The following is a 17,214-nucleotide window of genomic DNA, read 5'->3' on the forward strand; positions in this document are numbered from 1 at the left end:
GGTACGATGAATATTGATTTGCATTGCCATATAAAGCTTTCGAAAAAACAGGAGTTTTCTTTAACCTATTTCCAGCAAAGCATTGCCGAGGCGCGCGAAGCAGGGCTGCACGGCTTTGCGATGACCGAGCATTTTAATACGAGCAATTTCTATCAAATTTATGAGGCGTTGGACAGCCATTATCCTTACTATGAGCATTACTACGATGTAGACGGAATGAGGCTGTACCCCGGCATGGAGGTTGATGTCGCCAACAAAGGCCATATTCTAGTCATCGGCTCGCGCGACAGCATTTTGATGCTGCGCCATATGCTGACACCCTACACTGCAAAAAGCAATTTTATAGCGCTGAAGCAGCTGCTTGATTGGTGCGACGAGCTTGATCTGGTGCGGATCGGCGCGCATCCGTATCGCGAGAGCAATCCACTTACCGCTCATCCACCCGAGCTGCTGCGCCGCTTGCATGCATTTGATATGAACGGCAAAGATTTGTACAGCTATGGCGAGCAAATGCAACAGCAAGTCGCCCAGCTTGCCGCGGAAATTGGCATTCCTTATACCGTTGGCAGCGACACGCATCATCCGCTGCAATTCGGCGCCGTGTTCAACCGTTTTGAGGTGGAAATTGGCAGCTATGCCGATCTGCGCGCTGCTTTGCAGCAGGGTCAATACAGCATCCATATCGCGCAGGATTTGCCACATCGCGTCAAGGCAGCGAGCCTTGTCAAGAAGCTGCTGAAGGAGCGCGGTGACGTTACCGCCGCATTTATCTAGCTTTATGCAACTTGCACCTAGCTTTTATCTAGCTCTGTCCAGCTTTCATCCAGCTTTCGTTCAACTTTTATCTAGCTTCGTCCAGCTTTTATCCAGCTTTCAGCTTGCAGCGGCAAGCCTGTATTGCAATTATGCGGCAGACACCGCTACAATAATGTCAACGTCAACTAGGAAGTGATGAAGCAATGACTACCGTTCAATTTCAAATTCCGATTGAGCAAATGTCCAAAAGCCAGCAAAAAATTGCCGACTTTATCTTAAAATCAGCAGAGCGGATTCCTTTCTTCACCGAGGAGGATATTGCAGCAGGCGCGGGCGTGAGCATTTCGACTGTTTCCCGCTTCTGGCAAGCAGTCGGCTACGCCAATCTTAAAGCGTTCAAGAAGCAGCTCCACGAATCGCAATATGCTACCCCCGCTGTGAAAATTCAGCAGGTGCTCGATCATTCCGAATCGGATATTATGGTGCAAATGCTCGACTCAGCAGCAGCCAATCTTAAGGAAACGAAGCAGCGTCTGCAAAGCGACGCCTACCAGCAGGCGGTTGCGCAATTATGTGAAGCCAGACATATTTATGTCCATGCGCCGGGCTCGGCAGCCTGCCTTGGGCAGCTGCTGCAATTTCGCTTGAATCGCATCGGCATCGTCGTTCAGCTAATGGCTGAAAGCGGCCATGCGCTGCATGAGAAGCTCGTTCATGCCGGCAAAGGCGATGTCGTGCTGTGCTTTGGCTTTGTTAGACAGTCGCCGGAAATGCTCGTGATTCTCGATCATGCGGAGCAGGCCGGCTATACGACCATTCTCGTGACGGATGTGCTCGTCTCCGAGCTGATTGACCGCAGCGATATCGTGCTGCAGGTCGATCGCGGCGAGCGCGAAGCCTTTCATTCATTAGTCGCACCAATGGTTTTAATAGATAGTCTCGCGATATCAATTACAGGGTTGCGCGGCGAGCAAGCGATCGGCAAGCTGCAGCAGCTGCATCATATGCGAAAGCAATATGCTGCCTTGCTGCCGAAATAACAGGCCAAACCTTGCCTTAAAAGGCCACAACAGAGCAAAGGCTCCTTTCCGTTTCGAAAAACGGTGGGAGCCTGTTTGCTTTGCTCTTTACTTATTTCTTTTGGTTTGCTCTTTTCAATTTTGCTTATCTCATTTCGCTATCTCATTTCGCTATCGGATTTCGCTATAGCTTTCGCTTAATCCCCATATTTTGGGCAATCGCTCGTGCTTATCCTCGCTCCCAAGCTACTTATCCACTAGATGTGGATACTTTGTGCACAACAGATACTATTTCTTGATTTCTATCTATCATTTTAGATATATCCACATGTGTATAAGTTATATATATTATTTTCTATCTCTTCATCCACATATCCAGCTCGCACATGTTTTCAATCGCTCGGCTAAGCTAGCTAGACCGTTTGCACTTGTAGATAAGAGCAGCGGTTATGCAAGCTAAGCCCACAGCAGCATGCCATAGCTTATCGCTATAGCTGATCTTGCCCGTCGCAAATAGTTGAAAAACGCCCAACCGCTCGCCTGCAAAAAGAGCCAGCATATACAGCACAGCAGCGCTCATATAGCCCGCTACCACTTGATGGCTGACCGCCGCCACGAGCAGGCTTAGTCCGCCAAGCAGAACAGCCGTCGCCAACGTGCCTGCCAGCGTAGGAAGCTCAATTGCGGAATCGAGCCCGTACAGCAAGCCGCCATAGCCTCCCAGCAATAGACTTAATGCGATTAAGCTATAAATTGCCCTTAGCAACAGCACATAGGCATAGCTGGTTGCCTTCGTTCTCATCAGCTGCTCCAGCTCGCTCGTTTGCTCAGGCGCAGTAAGCGGCGTCAGCAGAATCACGCCTGTTAATACAGCAAAATACTGCAGCACCGTCATTACCGTCTGACTGTCGAGACGACTGCTGCCAAACAAAACATGGCAGATGCCAAATAGCAGCAAGCATAGTCCAATATGCGGCAAAGCAAAATGTCTAATATTAAGAACGGCGATGTGCCAGCCTTTGCGCAAGCCAATCTCTCCCACTTCTCATTCCCCTCCGCTTCTTCTCATAAATAACAACCGTAACCGCCACCAACACTAAGGAAAGCGCCGCATACAGCAGGCGATTCCATATAAAATCCTCAAGGCCCGCCGCAAAAAGCTCCGTATTCCCCAGCGCATTATGGCGCGGCATATACAGCAGACCGGGCTTGCCGCCGTCGATAAATGGAATGCCGACCATTAGCGTCATAAACCACCAGGCAAATTGCAGCGCAACCGCAATGGCCGTCCCACTCCACTCAGTAATAAGCAAACTTGCCGCAGCAACAACTAACACCGTTGGCAGCAGCCAGCCAAGGCTGTATTTGAAAAAAGCAAAGTAGTCGATCATCTGCTCGGGATAGCTGCTTGCTATAGCGTAGGTTTCATAGCCAGAAAGCAGCAGAATCGGCAGCATGACCATCGCTGCAATCGCTGCATATCGACTCGCAATAAAGCGCCAGGAGCGAATTGATCTTGGATAAAGATTTTCGTACAGTCCGTCCTTGCGATCACGCAGCGCAAGAGCTGCTGTAATAAATGCAGGCAGAAGTCCCGCGATGATGCCGATATAATCGGCAAATATTCTGGCATAAGCGCCCGAAATATGATCCTGCTCGATGATGGCAGCGTAATCGCGTTGCGCATCCTCGTAGCTTTTTGGGACCTGTCCAAAATTGCTGACAAGAAAGCTTTCGCCGTACTGGGAGCCGCCGCCAATCAACTGATCGACCTGCTCCATCGTTTGCTTAAACTGCTCATAGCTTAGGCTCGGGGAAGCTTCTGTCAACAGAGCAAGATGCTCGGCCATTTCACGCTGCTTCGCTTCACTAAGCACTACTGTTTTATAGAAGCCGTAAGGATAAGCGGTGTAGCTATTGTTCGCGAATTCCATCTGCAGCATCTGAATCGCCACGGGCATAATCACTTCAGGCAGCTCCACCTCCTTCATCCCATAGCTGGCTTGATTCGGGCTTGGCTTTTGCAGCTTTTCCAAGCCGTCGGCACGATAATTGGTCACATACATGAGCAGCAACGCCGCGATAAAGATCAGATAAGGAAGAGATCGCAGCACTCGTCTGCATTCCGTTGCCAATAATCTCATGACAATCACCCTCCTTGATGCAGCCCAAGCTGCCACATATACGCATCCTCAATATTCGGCTCAACGATGCTTGCAGCTTCGTTAATCGGGGCATCACTCAGCAAGCGCAGCTCGCAGCTATTGCCCTGCATCATCATCCCCGTTACTGTGTAGCCCTGCTTCCATAGCTGCACCTGGTCTCTGCTAACGGTTACCGTGTATACCTTGCCCGCGGCTGCCTGCAGCAATTGCTGGACCGTGCCTGTAAACAGCAGCCTGCCTTCGTGCATAATCGCAATATGCTCGCAGGTCGCCTCAATATCTCCGACAATATGCGTCGACAGGATCACAATACGCTCCTCGGCGAGCTCGGACAACAGATTGCGAAAGCGCACGCGCTCCTCCGGGTCCAGACCTGCCGTCGGCTCATCAACGATGAGCAGCTTCGGATCATGCAAGAGCGCCTGAGCGATTCCCAACCTGCGCTTCATTCCGCCAGATAATGCCTTGACCTTCTTATGCTGATGCTCGACCAGATTAACCTTGTCCAGCAGCTCCGGCACCCTTCGCTTTATTGTCGCATGAGGCAGCTCGCTCAGCAGCGCCAAATATTCCATCGCTCCCTTTACCGTCATGGAGCCATACATCGTAAATTCCTGCGGCAAATAACCGACCATTTCCCTAATCTTGTTCACCTGCTTGATCAATACGCCATCAATGCGCACCTCCCCCTTGCGTACTGGAAGCAGCGTTACGAGCGTTTTCATCAGCGTCGTTTTCCCGGCGCCATTCCTGCCAAGCAAGCCGAACATCCCTTGCTGAATGTGCAAATCAATATCGAACAGCACCTGTCTCGCTCCATAAAATTGGTTCAAATGCTCGATCTGCAGCGTTAGCGGCTGATTCATTGAAATTCTCCTCTCTATAAAAAAGGTATCATGTCCTCACAGAAGACATGATACCTGGTAAATTTCAATATTTGATCAAGCTTGTTCAACTTTATTTACAGCTTGAAAGCTGGCCGTGACGATGGCCCCGCCTTGTCGCTGATTAGCCAGCTGCAAGCCGCCGCCATGCTTCTCACACAGCAGCCTGCAAATCGACAAGCCAAGACCAAAGTGGCTGCCCCGCGTGCTTTGCTCGCTTCGGTAATAAGGCTCTGTTGCCCTTCTCAAATCCTCGCTGCTAAAGCCTTTGCCATCATCGGCTACAACAAGACTAAGCTGCGCATCGCGATAAGCAAGCTTTACTTCGATCCGGCGCTCACTGTACACAAGCGCATTATTAAGCAAATTTTCATAGACCCGCAGCAACAGATCGGTATCAAGCATCACACGGCCCTCCGGCAGCTCGCTGCTATTGAAATGCACCGCTTGTGGCGCCTGCAGCAATGGATGGATCTCCTTCATCTGCTCTGCCAGCTCGTTCAAGCTGACCGGCCTTGGCCGCAGCTTGATTTCCTCAAGCCTTTGCAGCTCCTGCATGCTGCTTGCATAATGCTCCAGCCGCTGCACCTGCTGACTCATTTTCTCCAAATGCGCCGCAAGCTTCTGCTCGCTTAATCTGCTGTCATGCGCAGCCTGCTGGATCAGCTCAAGCTGCCCCTTAAGCACCGTCAACGGCGTGCGCAAATCATGGGAAAACGCCGCATTCACCTGCTTGCGCTCCTCAATCATCCGCCACATTTCCGTATAATTTTGTGCCAGCGAGGCGCGCATCGCCTCAAATGACTGCACCAGCCTGCCGAATTCATCGTTGATCGGATACTCGACCTTGAAATCCAGCTGCTGAGCAGAAATATGGCCGGTAGCCATATTCAGAATCGAGAGCGGAGCTTTCATTTTCTGGCGATAAAACAGCAGCGCAGCCAGCACGATACTAATTGCAAATATAAGCGGCACTACGAGCGAGGAAGCAATGTCAATCAGATGGACCTTCCATTTATCGGAAGCGGAAAGCTCCTGCACATCCACTACGACATCAACCCCTTCCCCTAACCGCTTGCCTTCCGGGGTCGTAAGATAGAAGGTTTCGGACTCCCCTACATAGAGCTTGGTAATGTCACTGCGAACCATTTCCATCCCTTGAACAGTCAGCAGGCTGAGCAGCAGCGCAACGAGCAGGCTGACTGTCATATATATGCCAAAGGTAACGGGGATTGACAGCTGTCTGAACCAGACAATCAGCTTCTCCATTTGTAGCCTATCCCCCACACCGTTTCGATTGGCACGCTGGAGCCGGCGGCTGCCAGCTTGGCGCGTATTTTTCTTATATGCTCCGCGATGACTTGCGCATCTCCGTCTCCATCATAGCCCCATAGCTTTTCATAAATTTGCTCCTTGTCAAACACTTGTCCTTGATGCATCGACAGCAGCTCGATAATGTCATACTCCTTTTTCGTAAACGGAATAATGGCATCCTTATAGCTGATCTCCCGCGCTGCATAATCGATTTGCAGCTCATGGCTAAACCTGATTTTTGTTTTCTGCTTATGTCGTTCATCCCGCCGGATATGAGCCTCGACTCTTGCCGTCAGCTCCATAAGTGAAAACGGCTTAATAATATAGTCATCCCCGCCTACACTCAATCCCTTTATCCGGTCCACCTCTTCAACTCGTGCGGAAATAAATAAGATCGGACAGCTAACCAAGGCGCGTATATGCTGGCAAACCTCCAGCCCGTTCATTTGCGGCATATTGACATCGAGCATAATCAGATCAGGCTGCTGCTCGACCAGCCCAATTGCCTGCTCGCCGCTGGCTGCTGTCATAACCGTGAAGCCCTTGTAGTGAAAATGCTCCTGCAGCAGCTCCACGATATCCTGCTCATCATCCACAATTAACAGCTTATAGCTGCCCATCACCGCCACCCCCTGTCCCTTTAGTGTACACATTATTTATCAATTATTGATCAAGATCAAGCTAAATAAAAGAAGCGACCCATTCCTTTACCTCGAATGGATCGCTTAACAGCCTTTAGCCTATTATACTAATAAATCCGTAGTTAAGGCACACCCTGCATACTGCATACTACATACTACATACTACATACTACAAGCCAAGCTTCTGGCCTTTTTCCAAGCGTTGAATTTCCTTCTCGCCAGTGTCTGCCAGCTCGCGGAATTGGTTAATCGTGTCGCGCATTTTCGGCAAAGCATCCTGCTTGTAGGTGCTGATTGACTCCAAAGCGGACAGCACATCGGTAAATGCGCTCTTTAGCGTATCAACGGAAATGCTCGCTTCAAGCGACTGCTTGTGAATCGCCGCTCCTTGATCCTTCAGCATTCTCGACGTTCCACTAATCAGGTTGTTCGTCGTTTCGTTCAGCAGCTCAATTTTTTTCAGCACAATTTTTTGGTTGTACAGCGCGCTTGCAACTGTAACAGCGATTTTTAGCGCCGATACTGTTACATTGCGGGCACGGTCCACTCCGCGAATAAGCTCCTTATTGTTGCGGATCACAACCTCCATCGCCATAATGCCCTGCTGATTAACAACGAGCATTTGCTGCAAATCCATCACGCGCTGACGAAGCGGAAACAACACTTCCTCGGTAATAAAGCGAATCTTATCCTCTGACTCATCGCGAAGCTTTGCTGCTTCTACTTGTGTTTCGATCTCTGTATCCATCAGCATGCCCAGCTGAATTTCCTTCTGCAAGCGCTTGGTCAGCTCGCGCAACGTTTGCTGCTCGAGCTCAAGCGTCGTATTGTCATTGCGCAGCACCTGCTTGCCTTTGTCCAGCGATTCAATAATGTCGGAAATGACCACGTCCGCCTTCTGATACTTGTTAAAATAGCTGCGCAGCGGATTGAACAGCTTGCCAAGCAAACCTGATTTGGCAAAGTCTACTGCGCTCGGGTCCAGGTCCTTCAGCTGCAAATGCAGCTCAGACAGCCCCTTCGCCACTTGACCGCCTTCGTCGCCTGCCTTGGAAAGCTTGCCTACCGTTACTTGCAGCATATTGTTCTTTTCCGACGAAGCGCGCATAGTCCCCATGCCGAATTTATCAATCGATTGCAAAATTTCGCTGCGCTGGTTGTACGAATCGACATCGAGCTTAATAATGCTTTCCACATTGTTCTTCGCCAGCTCGCGAAGCTGCTTCACTTCCTCTGGCTCAGGCTTGATCTCTTCCTCAATTACCGCTTTAATGACTTCCGGCTCAGCCACTTCCATACTAAATGACATGCAATCCCCTCCAAAACTTTTCTCGTTTACGTTGCTCGTTACTTGTCTGCGGGTCTAGGTGTGCATTACATTTGTACATTAAGCAGAGAGCTGATTTTGTAGACGACATCATCGGTATCTGCGTTAATGCTTGCTGCTTCGTTAATTTTAGATATTTCCTGAAGCGCATCAATATTGGCATTGTAGCCAATTGTGTAAATCGGGATTTTGTACGCTTCGATCAAACGCCTAATTTGCTTAAGCTCATGGCCTTCATTCGTTTCACCATCGCTTAGTACGAAAATAAGCGGGCGAACATTGCTGTCGAGTGCCATCTCCTCCTGCAGCATATTGATCGCTACAGCAACCGCATCAAAGGTTGCCGTACCGCCGCCTGCCTGCAAGCTTTCAACCGCGCCAACAAACATCGACTGCTGATTCGTATCGTATACGCCCAGCGGCAAATTAATCTCTACATTGCTGGAGTAGGAAACAAGGCCGATGCTGTTGTCTCTGCCCAAATACTTCTGACCGTTCAGCAGCGATTCCTTAAGGCGTGCCAACGGCTCGCCGTCCATACTGCCCGATACATCAGCGACGAAAATCGCTGCAACCGGCTTATTGGCATTTTTCTTTTCCTTCCACAGGCGCTGCGCAGCCGAAAGCGTTGCTCCATCTATGCTGCCTAGCTGGGATTGATAGTCATCAAGCCCGTTAAAGCCATTCTTCTTGGCCTGCTCCTGGTATTTATCCTGCTTCACAAAATCAGAGAAGGCTTGAATAATGTCCAGCTTTTCCTTAGGCAAATCGCCCAGCGCATACAGCGGGCTGTCATGTCGTGCGCCGAATGGCGTAAACTCATAGCCTGCCTTGAAATCGGTCGCATTGACAAAGGTTTGATACTCTAGTACGAACGCATCCAGCATGCCCGTTTTCGCAGCCTCGCGCATTTGAATCGTTGTTGAAGCGATAAATGGCACATTTGCCTGGAAGCGCTCAAACCCTGCAACCGCGGCAGAGCTAAGCAGATCACTGGAATCAAAGCTTTGCAGCGCAGTTACAAGAAAGTTCAAGCCGGTCGAGCTGGCGAACGGGTCTGTATAGCCAAGCGACAGCACATTGTCAGCAATCGCGTCGGTAATCGTTTTAACGCTAATTTCACCGTATTTCTCGATTAGCTCATCATGCTTCGTTTTTGTCGTAACGATTCCCGTTACATTCCCTACCAGACGGTCGGTTACAAGCGTTGTTTTCACGCCTGCTGCTTTTACCATCTCGCCCCATAGCTCGTGCGATGGCGTAAAAGCTTCCGGTACATATTTGCCGGAGCGTATGTAATCGGTCGCCGTACCTGAAGCGATATTGCGAATTTTTACAGAAACCTTATTGCCGTTAATCTCAATGCCTTGCTTGTTAAATTCCTCTGCCACCTCATTCAGCCAACCATCAACACCAGTACCTGCCTTCTCATTGGAAGCAAAGATCTCGACAAAGCTCGATGTTGTGTTTTCGACCGAGACCGGGAACTTTTCAATATCAGGCAGCGTGTCGCCTAGTGAGACTGGGTTAATATCAACCTGCCCCTTGATCGGCTCGCGCGTTGTCACATTAATGTTCTTAACGATTTTCGCCAAGCTCTTATTCGCTTCATCGACCGTAACCTCGGAGTCGGTCTTGCCCATATTAGACGTAAGCGTTACTCCTATAAATACAATGGCAAATACTCCAACTACGATTCCGATCAGCGCGATAAGCTTCTTATTCACTAACATTCCCCCTTACTTGTAGTATTTCGTTTGCTCAATCAGCAGATTGATCTCCTTCATGCCCGGCATCTCATCCAGCTCGCGATAATCCGCACTGTTGAGCAGCGAGGTTTCGAGCAGCAGCCGATCCAGCTTCGTCAAAATTTCTTCATTCGAGCTGACGTAGCCCTTCACATAATCGGTATACTCCTTATGCAGCTGCAGCTTCTGCTGCCATACCTTGCTGGAAAACATCCGCTCAGCCTGACGCGGATCAATGCGATCAAGCTTAGACAGCTCGCTGCCGCGCAGCTTGTTGACCAAGCCCTGCACGTTCATATTAAACAGCTTCTCAACACCAACGATGACACTATGGAACCGTTTATAGCTCAGCTCATTTTCCTGGAAGCGCTGGCTCAGCACTTCAAGCAGGGCAACCTTCTTTTCCTTCATGCGCTCGATTTGATCCATCGCTATGCTCACTTCAGCTGAAAATATTTTATGATTGCGATAGCGTGCAACTTGCCCATAATAATCATCTTCTGCAGGCTCTTCTTCTCGGATTAAAACTTTTCCAGTGCGTCCAAACAAATAAATATAGCTAGCGTAAAACACGACCGCTGCACTTAAAATGAGAATCGTTAGCGCTACTGATTTCTCAAAGGCAGAGCTGCTCGTAATATCTACGCCCAACAAGCCTGGAGACAGGATAATAATATTTAATGCGATCACACCAACTAAAACGCCGACCAGCTTCAACAGCTTCATCCTGTTGACCCCCCGTCCATTCATCTGCTCACTTTAATATTTTACCACATAAATTATGTAAGTTAATGATTGATTTTTGTTTTCTGGACTTCCCTTCCAATGAGAGTTCAAAAAGCTGGGCTTTCAGGACCAAGAAGATGGCACGATACTAGAAAGCGAGGAGCGCAGCGTAGGCACAAGCTACGTGAGCACCGCAGCGCATCTAGAGCGTGACATATTCGCCGTCGACTACGCTACAACGCTATCGCATCGTCATCAAAGTCCTGCTTATTGAACTTCCTCTATTTACGAAATTTTTGCCCCTTCGTTTCATCATATGACGCAACCCCCTACGGTAGAAATACTTGTCAGCATTTACGAAACATTGCGCATTCGTTATGATGAAGCTAACAGCATATTAACGGTAAAGGATGATTATTGCACGATGAGCTACACCATTAAACAAATTATAGCTGCACTGCCGAGCTCGTCTCAGCCGCTTGAGCATACAGTCGATCAATTGCTGTATGGGGATGAGAATCGAGAGGTACGCAAAGTGGCGGTTGTTTTCGCTGCCAATCAGGAGGTGCTGCAGCAAGCCGCAGCGCTGGACATCGAGCTGATTATTACGCATGAGGGGCTTTATTACAGCCACCACCAATCGCATCCCGCCGTTGACAGCAGCGAGATATTTTGGAAGCGCGAGCAATTTATTAAGCAGCATCAGCTGGCGATTTATCGCTATCATGATCACTGCCATCGCCATACTCCCGACCTGTTAACCTATGGGCTGATCAAGCAATTAAACTGGGATACGAGCATCATCGCAGAGGAAGCAGAGGCAACAATAGTTGAGCTGCCCCTTGTTACTCTGGAGATGCTGATCGACCACCTGAAGCAGCGACTGAATTTGCCTTATTTGCGCTATGCCGGCAGCAAGGATATGCATTGCGCCAAAATAGCCGTTCTGGTCGGCTTTCGCGGCAACGGAGCTACAGTGCTTCCTTTGATCGCCAAGCATAAGCTGGATGCCGTTATTATAGGCGAGGGCATGGAATGGGAAGTGCCGGAGTTTGTGCGCGATGCCGCTCTGCTCGGCAGCCCTTGCGCCTTGATCACGCTTGGCCACGCGGAGAGCGAGCAGCCAGGCATGCAGCACATTGCGCAGCTGCTGCAGGCAGCCTGCCCAGAGCTGGAAGTACACCATTTGACAGCAAATCCAATTTATATGATCGGATAATGAATAATTAGCCAGAAATTAGACATAATAAAGTAGACTTTCCAATATCAAGAAGAAAGAAAGGAGCTTTACGATGTCTAACCAAAACAACAACCAAACGGATAAATTGAGCCAGCAGCAAGCTGCTAATGCAGAGGTTGAAACCAATCAGTTCAACCAAACTGAAATTGGCAATGAATTTGCTGAAGAATTTAACGAAGGCGTTGCAGGCCAAGGCCTATATGGCAACCAGGCTCAAGAGCAATCCCAAGCTCAGCGCAAGCTGAACGAAAACAACAACGCTCAATCCTAATGTCCCCCGGGATCATCTATATGTAAAGCAAAGACCTTCGCTGCAGCGCATGCTGCGCTGTGCGAAGGTCTTTTTATTAGTGATCCTATAGCGGGGAGTTTGCTGCGAGGGCTGGAACACGTGCTTTTAGAGCTTATGGAAGCAGATCTACCGCCGATTGCGGCACATAGGTTTTCGTGCCATTGAACACGACAACGCCGTCCAATTGATGCTCCTTACCGTTAAGAATCGCTATGTTTTTGTAAACTGGCAGTTCAAGCGTATCGCTGCCTTTTGTTACGACAACGATTGGATTGTTTACATCCTCAGCATTCCAGCCTACTTCAGCGCCTTTTTTCTCGAAGGCATCACGCGCAAGTACGAACAAGCGATTCGTTGTTTCCTCAAGATTTACGCCAAGCTTGCGGGCCATGTAGCGCGCAACATCTGTGTTTTCAACGACGCCAGTCAGGTTGTCGCCGTCAGGAGACCAGGAGTAAAGCACAACATCCTCGCCAGTGTGACCACCAGTTGTCCAGCCAATGCTGGCACGCTTCGAAATCATCGGTCCAACTGTGTAGTTCATAGAACCAGCTGGTGTTGCAACAATCGCTTCAACCTCTTCATCCGTCAAATCAGTAATGCCGTAATAGTCAGCCATAACCGCGCGAACATTGGAGCGGTCTTCGTTCAGCTTAGCAGCAATACCTTCGCCAGTCAGCTTCGCTTTTTTAAGCGGATCGATGAAGTGAGACAAAGGCAATTTATCATAGTTGCGGGATGTGTCGATATTGCCGATTGTAATACCGCCGTTGCCATGATCCGTAACAGAAACTACTGCTGTATCCTGATTCTTTTTCGCATATTCCAAAGCAACTCCAACCGCTTCGTCGAATGCAGCTACGTCGCTAATAATGCCGATTGGATCATTCGCATGTGCAGCCCAGTCAATTTTAGAGCCTTCCACCATTAGGAAGAATCCTTCCTCATTGCGGGATAGTACTTCGATTGCCTTCGATGTCATTTCTGCAATGCTCGGCTGCTCAGACGGATTGCGGTCCATCTCATAAGCCATTGATGTCGGTGCAAACAAGCCCCATAGCTTGTCAGCAGTAGAAGCGCGCATTGCTGCCGGCGTCGTTACGTAGTCATAACCACGAGATTTAATTACTTCAATCAAATCTTCTTTATCCGCACGCACATCAGGCTGCAAGTATTTATAGCCTGAGCCAAGCACAACGTCCAGGCCTGCATATACCTGCTGCTCGCTAATCGCGTCATAGTTGCCGCGGTCAGGGTAATGCGCTGTGAAGTCAGCTGGTGTTGCATGCATAAATTCAGATGTAGCAATGATGCCTGTTGATTTGCCGGAAAGTCTTGCTGCCTCCAATACGGAAGCAATCGGCTTGCGTTGATCCTCTTTTTTCAGTGGTTCGAGACCAGGCATTGTATTTTCATCTGGTAATACACCTACGTATCCAGTATGGCTCTTGTAGCCAGTTGCTAGCGCCGTGCCGCCAGGCGCGGAATCAGCGATTGGGGCATCGGCTGAATATGTGCGCACCAAACCAGAAGCCATTTCGTCCATCGCAAGCGGCTCGCCTCCTTGGTACCAGCGAGTAAGTGTCGTAGCACCAACGCTCATGCCATCAGGAATTAGAATAATAACGTTTTTAACCTGAGGCTTAGTCGCTTCTTCCTCTGCAGCCGCAGTCGGGATAGCCAGTCCTGCAGTAAGTACAAGCGCTGACATTAATAATGCAGCTTTTTTTCCGAATTTTAAATTGCGCAGCATCTTTTTAACCTACCTCCATTGTATTGTTATCAATGAAAGTGTAGTGCCCAAATGTTATCGTAGTGTATGCCGATCATGTAGATTATGTAAAGATGCCTGTCCGAATTTTCAACCAGCCATGCAATTCGCCCTTATCACATTATCCCCTAATCGCCGTCTTACAACACTTTCGTCAGCAAAATTTCCAAAGGCTCATTTTCAAGCAGCAGCCCGCCTGCATCCTTGTAGCCGAGTTTTCTATAGAAATGCTGTGCTTGCTCATTGGACAGTGTTGAGGTCATGACAAGCTTAAAGCCTTGCTGCTTCATTTGCACTTCCCAAAAGGCGACCACCTCCGCGCCAAAGCCTTTACCGCGATATGGCTCGTCAAGCCAGAGCATATTCATGAACGGGATATTGTCCCAGAAGTAGCCGTATCTCAACCAGCCTATATTGTCACCAGCTTTATTGCGCATAATATAAATTTCCTGCGCATCAATTTTTCGCTGAATCAGCTCTTTGCGGAGATGATGGTCACGCTTTTCAATAAAATGATAGTCCGTGCTTGTTGCTGCAACGATGTACATGGCATTCTCCTCCATTTTCGTTTAATTGATAAGACTAAGCTGCTTCGGATGAACGGAATACTCAGCGTAACCTCGACGCCATATTGTGACGGAGACGATCGCTTGCTCTTCCCCGTTCACGAAAAAATAGCCGGAGCCTTCTTGCCCTTTATAGCTCCATCCTGCTTGCTCCATCAGCCCGATAAGCCGATCGACCGAGCCCTCCATCCTGGTAAGATAGTTGCCGTCTTCGTCCATCGCTACAATATCCTTGTCCCCTGTTTGAAGTGCATAAACCGTTTTTACATTATCCACACCAATATAAAGCACATATAATGCTGATAGCATGACGAGACATGAGAACGCACCAACAAGCAGCCACATCGTTAGCCGCAGCCAAAATTTCTTCTTCATATAAAGCCTCCGTGTAATTGTATCCTTCGTTATGTTTATCACAGTTCATCCTACAGATCTTTGACGAGACAAGTCATGTCATATGTTGCAGTTATGCCTTCATCTTCAATTTCAGACTAAAAAACCGCCTGCCCTCCAGTGAGAGTGCAAGCGGCCTGATGAATCTAATCTACTTGAGTGTTTTTTTATTAATCAATCTCACGTTCGTAGCTTAGATCGAATGAAGTGCTGGAAATCGCGACACCACGCCCGTCGGTACCAACATAGATTTGTCCAGTCCGATCGATGAAGATCGCGCCAGAGTTGGAGCCAGACAGACCATCGGCCCAATTTGACTCAAGGTGTACCGAGGAGTCAGGTCTAAAGAAAGCAACTTTGCTTGCATCTACAATATACAACATCCCGTCAGCAGTCATCTCCATTCGTGGTCTGCACGGAAGAGATACCGAGCCTGTCGGCAGATCCCACCCGCCAAACCAGGTCCAGCTCTTTCCAAAGTCTGAAGATCTCAACAAAGCGTAAGAGCTTTGCGCATCCACTCCAGTTGCACAAATATAGATAATTGGTTTGCCCTCATTCCATCTTGAGTCTTCCAAAACGTCAGTAATCTCCGCAAATTCAGCTTCCACCTTGCCAATATTAAACTTTTGAATTGCGGTCCAAGTGGAGCCGCCGTCTGTTGAAATGGATAGTGCCCCGATCTTCCCATTTGGACCTAGATCGTAGCCAGCACCGTAAATGCGCTTGCCGGTATCCCGGTCGCCTTTAACAGACCAGAAGTAATCTCCCGCCAGTCCATCCTTCTTCGTAAGCACCTTCCAGGTCAGCGCGGTCATAGTCGGTTGAACAGATAGCCCTTGACCGAGATGGCCCGCGATGATTGCTCCATTACGCGGTATGCAAACGCACTGGACCGTGTTGCTTGCCAAACCGTTGCTCGTCGTATAATGTACATCGATCACCTCAGGTCCCGTGCTGGAATCAATGATGCGCACGATACCATCGTCGCTTGTAGCAACCGCCACGTTCGTGTAGCCAAATGAATAATAGTAGTCCAAGCCATTGATCACCTTTTCGGACAAAATTACTCCGGTCCTCGTTCTGACAATCTGACTCCAGGTCTTCCCTCCGTCTATCGTCACAGAAAGCCCCTTGTTTCCGCCAGCATAAACCGCTGTCGTACTCGCAGCGCTCGTATCGTCGACACCAGTGATGCAGGTAATTGTGTTCGTGCTCAGGCCAGCAGACGTATCGGCATAGCTCCAAAGCGCCGGATACTGTTCAACATCGGCCAGACTGGCGATTGCTACGCCGGAGTTGAACGTCGGTACATACCACTTTCCGTTCACTGCCGAATCAACGTACATTTTGTTGGCGAACAAATTCCCCCGCATCTCTTGAGAGTTAAACAACTTGACAGTACCCGTCTTCTTATTCCATACACGCACTGCGTCATCGCTCTCCAAATAAAGATTGTCTCCGTAAGCGGTCATCGAATTATGAGGCGATTCAAGATTGAACAGCAAGTAATCCCAAGTTTGCAACTGATCACTGGATCTCAGTAGGTAGGAGTAATTGCTAGTATAATCTCCGTTTTGTATATCGTACGAACAAAGCATATACACATGGTTCAATTCATCAACATAGACATCCGCCACTACTGGAGCAGAACTGGTTGGTGGATAGAAATCATCGTGATTATGATTAATTGTAAATGATGTCAGGTTCGTCCAGCTTTCTCCGTCGTCTCGCGATAGCGACAGCATATTGTTTGCGCAGACATAGATTGTATTATTGAAAATTCTCATATTGTTAAAATATTCGATGCCTGTGCCCTGCCACTCTGCTGGAAGGCGGAATGTCCATTTCCCTTGCAGTGATCCTGGCTCTACATGATACTTGGAGATTCCATGCACGTCACCATGTAGAAGACGTACCGCACCTAGTGGATCCTGAGTCGAATAGCTGTAATTGACCGCGATTGCATTGATGCGATTGCTAGCAATGCCGTTATTTTGCTGTGTAATCATAAACGTCTGCGTGCCGTTGCGGAGGCGTACGAACAGGCCACCTTCTGACGACTGCCCTTTGCTACAAGATGCGTACATAGCGCCACTCTGTTCATTCACGCAAATGTCAAAGTAACCGTAGACACCTCCCTGCGCGTCCGAATAAGAGAGAATTGTGTTCCACCGGCCCGCACCGTTGGGCAGCATCGATACGCCGCCCTGGAACACAGCGAAAATATTGCCGTCGCGATCACCTACTATACTGGTCGGGTTATTGCTGTACAACCCATCTGCGGTAGTGCTGTAATGCCAAATATTACTCATGGACTGTTCCCCCTTGATTGATGCTTTATTGCCGAAACAATGGGACAAGCCTAGTCC

Annotated in this window: 16 protein-coding genes; 4 read left to right on the forward strand and 12 right to left on the reverse strand. The window is 48.9% G+C overall.

Translation table 11 applies throughout. From position 1 onward, the window contains the following. Positions 1-6: 6 nt before the first annotated feature. Together KJS52_RS15795 and KJS52_RS15800 are read left to right on the forward strand one after the other, a co-directional pair. Positions 7-774, forward strand: coding sequence for a PHP-associated domain-containing protein (locus tag KJS52_RS15795; protein ID WP_213516985.1), 768 nt, complete (start codon positions 7-9; stop codon positions 772-774). A gap of 185 nt (positions 775-959) precedes the next feature. Beyond that, positions 960-1,796, forward strand: a complete 837-nt coding sequence (locus KJS52_RS15800; RefSeq protein WP_213516987.1) for a MurR/RpiR family transcriptional regulator — start codon at positions 960-962, stop codon at positions 1,794-1,796. 388 nt (positions 1,797-2,184) lie between these two features. Here KJS52_RS15800 and KJS52_RS15805 read toward each other — a convergent pair whose 3' ends face one another. The 8 genes from KJS52_RS15805 to KJS52_RS15840 form a co-directional block, all read right to left on the reverse strand. After that, positions 2,185-2,817: a hypothetical protein gene (locus KJS52_RS15805; RefSeq protein WP_213516989.1), complete on the reverse strand. Its 633-nt coding sequence runs from the start codon at positions 2,815-2,817 to the stop codon at positions 2,185-2,187. Beyond that, positions 2,771-3,919, reverse strand: a complete 1,149-nt coding sequence (locus KJS52_RS15810) for an ABC transporter permease (RefSeq protein WP_213516991.1) — start codon at positions 3,917-3,919, stop codon at positions 2,771-2,773. Before KJS52_RS15810 ends, KJS52_RS15805 begins: the two co-directional genes overlap by 47 nt. Positions 3,920-3,924: 5 nt before the next feature. Then, complete coding sequence (locus KJS52_RS15815) at positions 3,925-4,806, reverse strand: ABC transporter ATP-binding protein (RefSeq protein WP_213516992.1); 882 nt, start codon at positions 4,804-4,806, stop codon at positions 3,925-3,927. Between the two features lie 75 nt (positions 4,807-4,881). Continuing rightward, positions 4,882-6,093, reverse strand: a complete 1,212-nt coding sequence (locus KJS52_RS15820) for a HAMP domain-containing sensor histidine kinase (RefSeq protein WP_213516994.1) — start codon at positions 6,091-6,093, stop codon at positions 4,882-4,884. Next, on the reverse strand, positions 6,081-6,758 hold the full coding sequence (locus tag KJS52_RS15825; protein WP_213516996.1) for a response regulator transcription factor: 678 nt from the start codon (positions 6,756-6,758) through the stop codon (positions 6,081-6,083). Before KJS52_RS15825 ends, KJS52_RS15820 begins: the two co-directional genes overlap by 13 nt. Before the next feature lie 190 nt (positions 6,759-6,948). Then, positions 6,949-8,088: a toxic anion resistance protein gene (locus KJS52_RS15830; RefSeq protein WP_213516998.1), complete on the reverse strand. Its 1,140-nt coding sequence runs from the start codon at positions 8,086-8,088 to the stop codon at positions 6,949-6,951. A gap of 65 nt (positions 8,089-8,153) precedes the next feature. Continuing rightward, positions 8,154-9,839: a vWA domain-containing protein gene (locus KJS52_RS15835; protein WP_213517000.1), complete on the reverse strand. Its 1,686-nt coding sequence runs from the start codon at positions 9,837-9,839 to the stop codon at positions 8,154-8,156. 6 nt (positions 9,840-9,845) lie between these two features. Next, entirely contained in the window at positions 9,846-10,580 is a 735-nt protein-coding gene (locus KJS52_RS15840) for a hypothetical protein (RefSeq protein WP_213517002.1), read from the reverse strand. A gap of 316 nt (positions 10,581-10,896) precedes the next feature. On the opposite strand from KJS52_RS15840, the gene KJS52_RS15845 reads away from it, so the two are divergent. Both KJS52_RS15845 and KJS52_RS15850 read left to right on the forward strand, forming a co-directional pair. After that, the gene (locus tag KJS52_RS15845) at positions 10,897-11,799 is read left to right on the forward strand and encodes a Nif3-like dinuclear metal center hexameric protein (protein WP_213517008.1); all 903 of its coding nucleotides are present in this window, start codon (positions 10,897-10,899) and stop codon (positions 11,797-11,799) included. Positions 11,800-11,872: 73 nt separating this feature from the next. Further along, positions 11,873-12,091, forward strand: a complete 219-nt coding sequence (locus KJS52_RS15850; protein WP_213517010.1) for a hypothetical protein — start codon at positions 11,873-11,875, stop codon at positions 12,089-12,091. Between the two features lie 133 nt (positions 12,092-12,224). Here KJS52_RS15850 and KJS52_RS15855 read toward each other — a convergent pair whose 3' ends face one another. From KJS52_RS15855 to KJS52_RS15870, 4 genes are all read right to left on the reverse strand, one after another. Then, positions 12,225-13,823, reverse strand: a complete 1,599-nt coding sequence (locus KJS52_RS15855; protein WP_246563643.1) for an alkaline phosphatase — start codon at positions 13,821-13,823, stop codon at positions 12,225-12,227. A 200-nt stretch (positions 13,824-14,023) separates the two neighbouring features. Beyond that, positions 14,024-14,431: a GNAT family N-acetyltransferase gene (locus KJS52_RS15860; RefSeq protein ID WP_213517014.1), complete on the reverse strand. Its 408-nt coding sequence runs from the start codon at positions 14,429-14,431 to the stop codon at positions 14,024-14,026. A 21-nt stretch (positions 14,432-14,452) separates the two neighbouring features. After that, positions 14,453-14,824, reverse strand: coding sequence for a type II toxin-antitoxin system HicA family toxin (locus tag KJS52_RS15865; RefSeq protein WP_213517016.1), 372 nt, complete (start codon positions 14,822-14,824; stop codon positions 14,453-14,455). A 188-nt stretch (positions 14,825-15,012) separates the two neighbouring features. Next, positions 15,013-17,157 (reverse strand): ligand-binding sensor domain-containing protein, encoded by a 2,145-nt coding sequence (locus KJS52_RS15870; protein ID WP_213517018.1) that lies wholly within the window; start codon positions 17,155-17,157, stop codon positions 15,013-15,015. Positions 17,158-17,214 lie beyond the last annotated feature (57 nt).

The sequence above is a fragment of the Paenibacillus montaniterrae genome (assembly GCF_018403185.1).
Classification (GTDB): Bacteria; Bacillota; Bacilli; order Paenibacillales; family Paenibacillaceae; genus Pristimantibacillus; species Pristimantibacillus montaniterrae.